Here is a 6945-nt window from a genome sequence, read left to right on the forward strand (position 1 = left end):
GTGACGGCGGGGCTGTGACAAAAGCCGGGCATGAAAAAAGCGGCCGGAGGAGGACCTCCGGCCGTTCGAAGTCAATAGCGTCAGCCGTTCGAAGAGATCCGGCTCGCACACCGGATCGGGAACTGCCGGTCACCGGGGCGGCTGGCCGAAGCCGGGCCGCCCAGGGGATCGGCGGAGACCGTTCAGATCAATGGAACTGATCGGCCTCGGTGGAGTCCTTGTAGGCGGTGGTGGAGGACTGGCCGCCGGAGATCGCCGTGGCGACCGCGTCGAAGTAGCCGGTGCCGACCTCGCGCTGGTGCTTGGTCGCGGTGTAGCCTTCGGCCTCCGCGTCGAACTCCGCCTGCTGCAGCTCCGAGTAGGCGGCCATGCCGCGGGCGGCGTAGCCCTTGGCCAGCTTGAAGGCCGAGTAGTTCAGGCTGTGGAAGCCGGCCAGCGTCACGAACTGGAACTTGTAGCCCATGGCGCCGATCTCGCGCTGGAACTTGGCGATGTCCGCCTCGTCCAGGTTGGCCTTCCAGTTGAAGGACGGCGAGCAGTTGTAGGCCAGCAGCTTGTTCGGGAACTCCTTGCGGATCGCCTCGGCGAAGCGCTTGGCCTCCTCCAGGTTCGGACGCGAGGTCTCCCACCACAGCAGGTCGGAATAGGGGGCGTAGGACAGGCCGCGGGCGATGCAGTGGTCGACACCCGTGCCCTTCTTCAGGCGGAAGAAGCCTTCCGAGGTGCGGCCGGCGTCGAAGTCGATGAAGGGATGGTCGCGCTCGTCAACGTCCGAGGTGATGAGCTGGGCGGACTCCGCGTCGGTGCGGCAGAGCACGATGGTCGAGGTGCCCATCGTGTCGGCGGCCAGACGGGCGGCGTTCAGGGTGCGGATGTGCTGCTGCGTGGGGATCAGCACCTTGCCGCCGAGATGGCCGCACTTCTTCTCCGACGCGAGCTGGTCCTCGAAGTGGACGCCCGAGGCGCCGGCCTTGATCATGGCCTTCATCAGCTCGAAGACGTTCAGCGGGCCGCCGAAGCCGGCCTCGGCGTCGGCGATGATCGGCGCGAACCAGTAGGTGTCGCCCTTGCCCTCGGCGGTCTGGATCTCGTCGGCGCGCTTGAAGGTGTTGTTGATGCGCTCGACCACCGCCGGCACCGAGTTGGCCGGGTACAGGCTCTGGTCCGGATACATCTGGCCGGCCAGGTTGGCGTCGCCGGCGACCTGCCAGCCCGACAGGTAGATCGCCTTCAGGCCGGCCTTCACCGCCTGCATCGCCTGGTTGCCGGTCAGGGCGCCCAGCGTGTTGATGTACGGCTCGGTGTTCAGCAGCTCCCACAGGCGCTGGGCGCCCATCTCGGCCAGCGTGTACTCGATCTTGACCGAGCCGCTGAGGCGCTTCACGTCGTCCTGGGTGTAATCGCGCTTGATGCCTTCGAAGCGCGCGGCGCGGAGAGCGGCCTTGGTCTTTTCGTCGAGCGACATGGTCGATTTCCTTCTTTTCATCACCGTTGCGCTGCTTTTGAGCGCTGCCCTGCCAAAACAACTAAAACGCCCTCCGTTGCCTTGCAACATGCCCTTGTTTGTAAAAGGGTCTGTTTGTAAACTGCCGTCAGAAAAGTCCTGTAAATCGGTAAATCTTGTAAATCGCCGAGAGCGGCGAAGGCGGGGCGCGGACGGTCATGGACAAGAAGGCGATGCTGGGTCCGAAGGTGCGGCGGCTGCGCCGCGACCACGGGCTGACCCAGGCCCAGATGGCCGAGCAGCTGGGCATCTCCCCCAGCTATCTGAACCTGATCGAACACAACCAGCGCCCGGTCACGGTGCCGCTGCTGCTGAAGCTGGGCCAGAATTTCGGGGTGGATCTTCAGACCTTCGCGGAGGACGAGGAAAGCCGTCTGGTGGCCGGCCTGCGCGAGGTGTTCGCCGACCCGCTGTTCGACGGCTCCGACATCAAGAACCAGGATTTCCGCGAACTGGCGGCGGTCGCCCCGACACTGGGGCAGGCGGTGGTGGCGCTGTACCGCGCCTTCCGCACCAGCCGCGACGACCTGCAAACCCTGTCGGAACGGGTGGCTGACCGGGAAAAGCTGCATCTGGTCCAGAACTCCTCCTTCCCGCAGGAGGAGGTGCGCGACCTGTTCCAGGCCCATTCGAACCACTTCGCGGAGCTTGAGGCCGCGGCGGAGGAGCTGTGGCAGGAAGGCCGGCTGGAGAAGGGCGACCTGTACCGGGGGCTGGCCGACTATCTGCTGAACAACCACAGCGTCCGCGTCCGGCTGCTGCCGTCCGACGTGATGGGCTATGCGGTGCGCCGGTTCGACCGGCACGGGCGGCGCATCCTGCTGTCGGAGATGCTGGCCCCCTCCGGGCGCAACTTCCAGCTCGCCTGCCAGATCGCGTTGCTGCGCCATCGGGATTTGCTGAACGGCATCGTCGAGTCCTCCAGCCTGTCGGGCGACGAGGCGCGGCGGCTGGCCCGCATCGGGCTGGCCAACTATTTCGCGGCGGCGGTGCTGATGCCCTACGCCCGTTTCTGGGAGGCGGCGAATCAGGTCCGTTACGATATCGAAATATTGCGCCGCCGGTTCGATGCCTCGTTCGAGCAGGTGTGCCAGCGGTTGACCACGCTCCAGAGGACGGGGGCGAAGGGGGTGCCCTTCTTCCTGATGCGGGTGGACAGCGCCGGCAACGTGTCCAAGCGCTTTTCCGGTGCCGGTTTCCATCTGGCGCGGTTCGGCGGCGGCTGCGCGCGCTGGATCGTCTACGAAGCCTTCCGCACGCCGGGAAAAATCCACAGCCAGCTCGCGCAGATGCCCGACGGCACCACCTATTTCTCCATCGCCCGCACGGTGGTGAAGGCCGGCGGCGGCTTCCGCAGTCCGCCGCAGCAATTCGCCATCGCGCTGGGTTGCGACCTCCAGCACGCCGCGCAGATCACCTATGCGGACGGTGTGGATCTGGAGAACACCGAGGCGGCGACGCCCATCGGTGTGAATTGCCGGCTCTGCCCACGGCTGGATTGCTCGCAGCGCGCCTTCCCGCCGCTGAACCACCGGCTGATCGTGGACGAGAATCTGCGCGGTTTGTCGCCCTATCTCTTCGCCCCGCCGGCAGGGGAATGAGGGCGGCTATTTTGCGATAACACCTTGTGGTAAGTCAAAAGCCACAACAAAATTGTTGGTATAAATTAGTGGTCTGTTGACGAATTTGTTGTTAAAGAGACGTGCTGCAATGCGGCACGGCTTGGCTTCTGAAACGACACCGGCCACGCATGCCGGTCACCGAAACGGACCTGCGGATTCCATGAGCAATCTGATTCATGAGCGCGTCCTGCGCGTTCACCACTGGACGGACACCCTGTTCAGCTTCACCACCACGCGCGATCCCTCGTTCCGTTTCGATCCCGGACAGTTCACCATGATCGGCCTGGAGGTGAACGGGCGGCCCCTGCTGCGCGCCTACAGCCTGGTCAGCGCCAGCTACGAGGAAACGCTGGAGTTCTTCTCGATCAAGGTGCAGGACGGCCCGCTGACCTCGCGCCTCCAGCATCTGAAGGAAGGCGACACACTGCTGGTCAACCGCAAGGCGACGGGCACGCTGGTCACCGACAACCTGCTGCCGGGCCGCAACCTGTACCTGCTCAGCACCGGCACGGGCCTCGCCCCGTTCCTCAGCATCATCAAGGACCCGGAGATGTACGCCCGGTTCGACAAGGTGATCCTGACCCACACCACGCGCACGGTGGGGGAACTGGCCTACGCCGACATCATCGGCACCGTCCTGCCGGAGAACGAGTTCTTCGGGGAGGACGTGAAGCAGAAGCTGATCTATTACCCGACCGTGACGCGCGAGCCCTTCCGCAACCAGGGCCGCATCACCGACCTGATCCGCAATGGCAAGCTGTTCTCGGACGTCGGGCTGGCGCCCTTCGACCGCGAGGTGGATCGTGTGATGATCTGCGGCAGCCCGGCCATGCTGGACGAGACCAGCGGCATCATGGACGAGCTGGGCTTCTCCATGGGCCACAACGGCGAACCCGGTCATTACGTGATCGAAAAGGCTTTCGTGGAGCGGTAAGGCCGCCTTCGGGCGGTGCCGGGCATCGGCGTGGATCGCGGGCGCATGGGGGGTGACGGCCCCTCAGCGCCCGTTGTCGTGTCCGGGGGCAACGAAACCTTAACCGGGGGCGGGTCTTGTGTTGGCCGACAGCGCCGTTGGCCCCCCGCCGTTGGACCCCATGGAACCGATCCGGATTTCCCTTCCGCAGCTTGAAGCGTTGCGACTGACGGACGACGAGGGCCGTCCGCTGGTCGAGTCGATCCCGCTTTTCGATCCGGAACAGGTCGACATCCGGCCTCTGGACTTCGGCGACGCGGATTTCGAACGGCTCCGCATCGTCGAGCATCCTTTCGCAGGCGCCTGGAAGCAGACGACCTACCAGTCCGTCCCGGTGCGGCTTTACCGCCTGCGGGGCGCCCATGTGCATTCGTCGGCGGGTGTGGTGATGGTGGCGAACCGGCTGGTCGCCGAAACGCTGCAGCACGTCTATCCACCCGAACACGGCATGCAGGTCGATCCGGAAACTGGTTTCACCACGCTGCAGAGCGCCGATGTCCGTCATGTGGCCGGGCGCGCGGTGCATCTGCTGGCCGCCGGCGCCTACAATTACTACCACTGGCTGATCGATGCCTTCAGCCGGCTGTCGGTCCTGCCCGGGCATCATCTGGACGACCTTCTGCTGGTTCCGCCGCTCGAGCGCGCCTTTCAGCGGGATTCCCTGAGCGGGCTTGGACGTTCGGTCCGGGCGCATGCGATCGGTACGGCGGAAACGGTGCTGGTCGATGAACTGATGCTGGTCCCCAGCCTGACGGGCTTCGGTTATTACCCGCCGCCGACCCTGTTCGCCGCGTTTGACCGTCTGGCGTCGGGCATGGCGGCGGCGGCGGCGCACCGCCGGATCTACATCCATCGGCTGCGCTCGCCCAAGCGTCGGCTCATGAACGAAGCCGCGGTGATGGAACGGCTCGCCGCCGCCGGTTACGAGACGCTCGACCTCGACGGGATGGCCCTGGCGGACCAGATGCGCGCCTTCGCCGAGGCCACGCACGTCGTCGCACCGCACGGGGCCGGCCTGACCAATCTGGTCTTCTGCCGCCCCGGCACGATGGTGTGCGAGTTGCAGATGGACTGCTACACGAACTGGCTGTTCCGCCGGTTGGCCAATCTTCGCGGTCTTGAATACGGGTGCGTGCTCGGCCGGATCGACGGGCCTTGGGAACCGCTCTGGCCGCACGACCGCACATGGCGCATGCCGCTCGACCATCTGACGGCGACGTTGGACCGCGCCGGCTTCCTCTAGGCAAGGATGTGCCCGAAGGCTCCTTGGAATAAGGCGCATGGGAATCTGTTGATGACGGTGTGACGATGGCACGTCATCAATCCTTGACAGGCGCGCCTCCCTACGGGGGCGCGCCTGATTTCCTGCCGTTCCACACGGTTCCGCCGGTCCCGCATTTGGTGTAGACATCCCCTCCATGCGCCTCATCACGATCCTCGCCGTGCTGCTGCTGGCCGGCCTCGCGAATTTTGCCGTCTGGTCGCTGCCGAACCAGCCGGTGCCGCTCGACCCGCCGCCCGGCGGAAAGCTGAAAAGCGTCTCCTTCGCGCCGTTCCGCGACGGGCAGAGCCCATTGACGCAGACCTTCCCCAGCGTGGAACAGATCGACGAAGATCTGGCCGCCCTTGCCCCGCAGGTGGCGGGGGTGCGCACCTACACCTCGCTGGAAGGGCTGGAGGTGGTGCCGGAACTGGCGCGCAGGCATGGCCTTCAGGTCACCATGGGGGCTTGGCTGTCGTCGCGGCTGGACAAGAACGAGAAGGAGGTCGCCTCCCTCATCGACCTCGCCAACCGCTACCCGGACGTCATCACCCGCGTGATCGTCGGCAACGAGGTGCTGTTGCGCCGCGAGCTGACGCCGGAGCAGGTCACCGGCTACATCGACCGCGTGAAGGCGGCGGTGAAGCAGCCGGTGTCCTATGCCGACGTTTGGGAATGGTGGCTGAAGTATCCCCAGATATCCTCCCACGTCGATTATCTGACCATTCACCTGCTGCCCTATTGGGAGGACGTGCCCACCGACGTGGCCGGCGCCATGGAGCGCATCCGCGGCAGCTACCGCACCATCGCCCAGCGCTTCCCCGGCAAGCCGATCCTGGTCGGCGAGACCGGCTGGCCGACCGAGGGCCGGTCGCGCGGCGCCGCCGTCACCGGGCTGGTCAACAAGGCGAAGTTCGTCAACGGCTTCGTCCGCCTCGCGGAGCAGGAGGGCTTCGACTACAACGTGATCGAGGCGTTCGACCAGGGCTGGAAGGCCAAGCTGGAGGGCACGGTGGGCGGCCACTGGGGCCTCTACACCGCGGACCGTCAGGCGAAATTCGCGCTGGCCGGGCCGGTGGTGGAGAACCGCAAGTGGCCGGTGCTGTTCGGCGTTTCCTCCGGCCTCGCGCTGCTGCTGGTCGCCGGGCTGACCCTGCGGGGGCGCCCGCTGACCGCCGGGGCCTTCGCCGCCCTGGCCTTCCTGGCGCAGGCGCTGTCGACCCTCTACGTCCACGCCGTCTGGGGGGCGCTGCACGGCAAGCACTATCCGCAGGACGTGGCGCTGTCCGTCGTCATGCTGGCCGCGACCGCCGTCCTGACGGGGGCCGTGCTGCTGGCCGCCCGCCGGGCGCTGGGCAGCGGCGGGCTGGCGCTGGAGCCGCTGGCGCCCCTGCACGGACGCCCGGCGCTGTCCCGGCTGGAAACGGTCGGCAACGCCGCCGCCGCCGTCCTCGCCCTGCTGGGGATCGTCTGGAGCCTTCTGATCGTGTTCGACGGGCGCTACCGCGACTTCCCGAATTGGTATTTCGCCCTGCCGGCGCTGGGCCTGCTGGCGCTTGGCGCCATGCGTGCGGCGCGCCGCCCG

Annotated in this window: 5 protein-coding genes; 4 read left to right on the plus strand and 1 reads right to left on the minus strand. The window is 66.3% G+C overall.

The features are described from left to right. Positions 1–187: 187 nt before the first annotated feature. Complete coding sequence (gene aceA / locus QSG27_RS15420; protein WP_306707579.1) at positions 188–1465, minus strand: isocitrate lyase; 1278 nt, start codon at positions 1463–1465, stop codon at positions 188–190. Positions 1466–1662: 197 nt separating this feature from the next. Between aceA and QSG27_RS15425 the strand changes: the two genes are divergently transcribed. The 4 genes from QSG27_RS15425 to QSG27_RS15440 all read left to right on the plus strand — a co-directional run. Further along, positions 1663–3105, plus strand: coding sequence for a helix-turn-helix domain-containing protein (locus QSG27_RS15425; RefSeq protein WP_306707581.1), 1443 nt, complete (start codon positions 1663–1665; stop codon positions 3103–3105). A gap of 181 nt (positions 3106–3286) precedes the next feature. Further along, a complete protein-coding gene (locus QSG27_RS15430) occupies positions 3287–4060 on the plus strand; it encodes a ferredoxin--NADP reductase (RefSeq protein WP_306707583.1) in 774 nt (257 codons plus the stop codon). A gap of 121 nt (positions 4061–4181) precedes the next feature. Beyond that, positions 4182–5342 carry a glycosyltransferase family 61 protein gene (locus tag QSG27_RS15435; RefSeq protein WP_306707584.1) on the plus strand — a complete coding sequence of 387 codons (1161 nt, stop codon included), beginning with the start codon at positions 4182–4184 and terminating at the stop codon, positions 5340–5342. 175 nt (positions 5343–5517) lie between these two features. Further along, positions 5518–6945, plus strand: a 1428-nt coding sequence (locus QSG27_RS15440) for a glycoside hydrolase family 17 protein (protein WP_306707586.1), incomplete at its 3' end; no start/stop codon positions are given.

It is taken from the genome of Azospirillum isscasi, assembly GCF_030849505.1.
Lineage (GTDB): Bacteria > Pseudomonadota > Alphaproteobacteria > Azospirillales > Azospirillaceae > Azospirillum > Azospirillum isscasi.

What these genes read in the sequence shown, in the direction of transcription:
- aceA (WP_306707579.1), bottom strand. Translation starts at nt 1,465, where the DNA reads ATGTCGCTCGACGAAAAGACCAAGGCCGCTCTCCGCGCCGCGCGCTTC.
- QSG27_RS15425 (WP_306707581.1), top strand. Translation starts at nt 1,663, where the DNA reads ATGGACAAGAAGGCGATGCTGGGTCCGAAGGTGCGGCGGCTGCGCCGC.
- QSG27_RS15430 (WP_306707583.1), top strand. Translation starts at nt 3,287, where the DNA reads ATGAGCAATCTGATTCATGAGCGCGTCCTGCGCGTTCACCACTGGACG.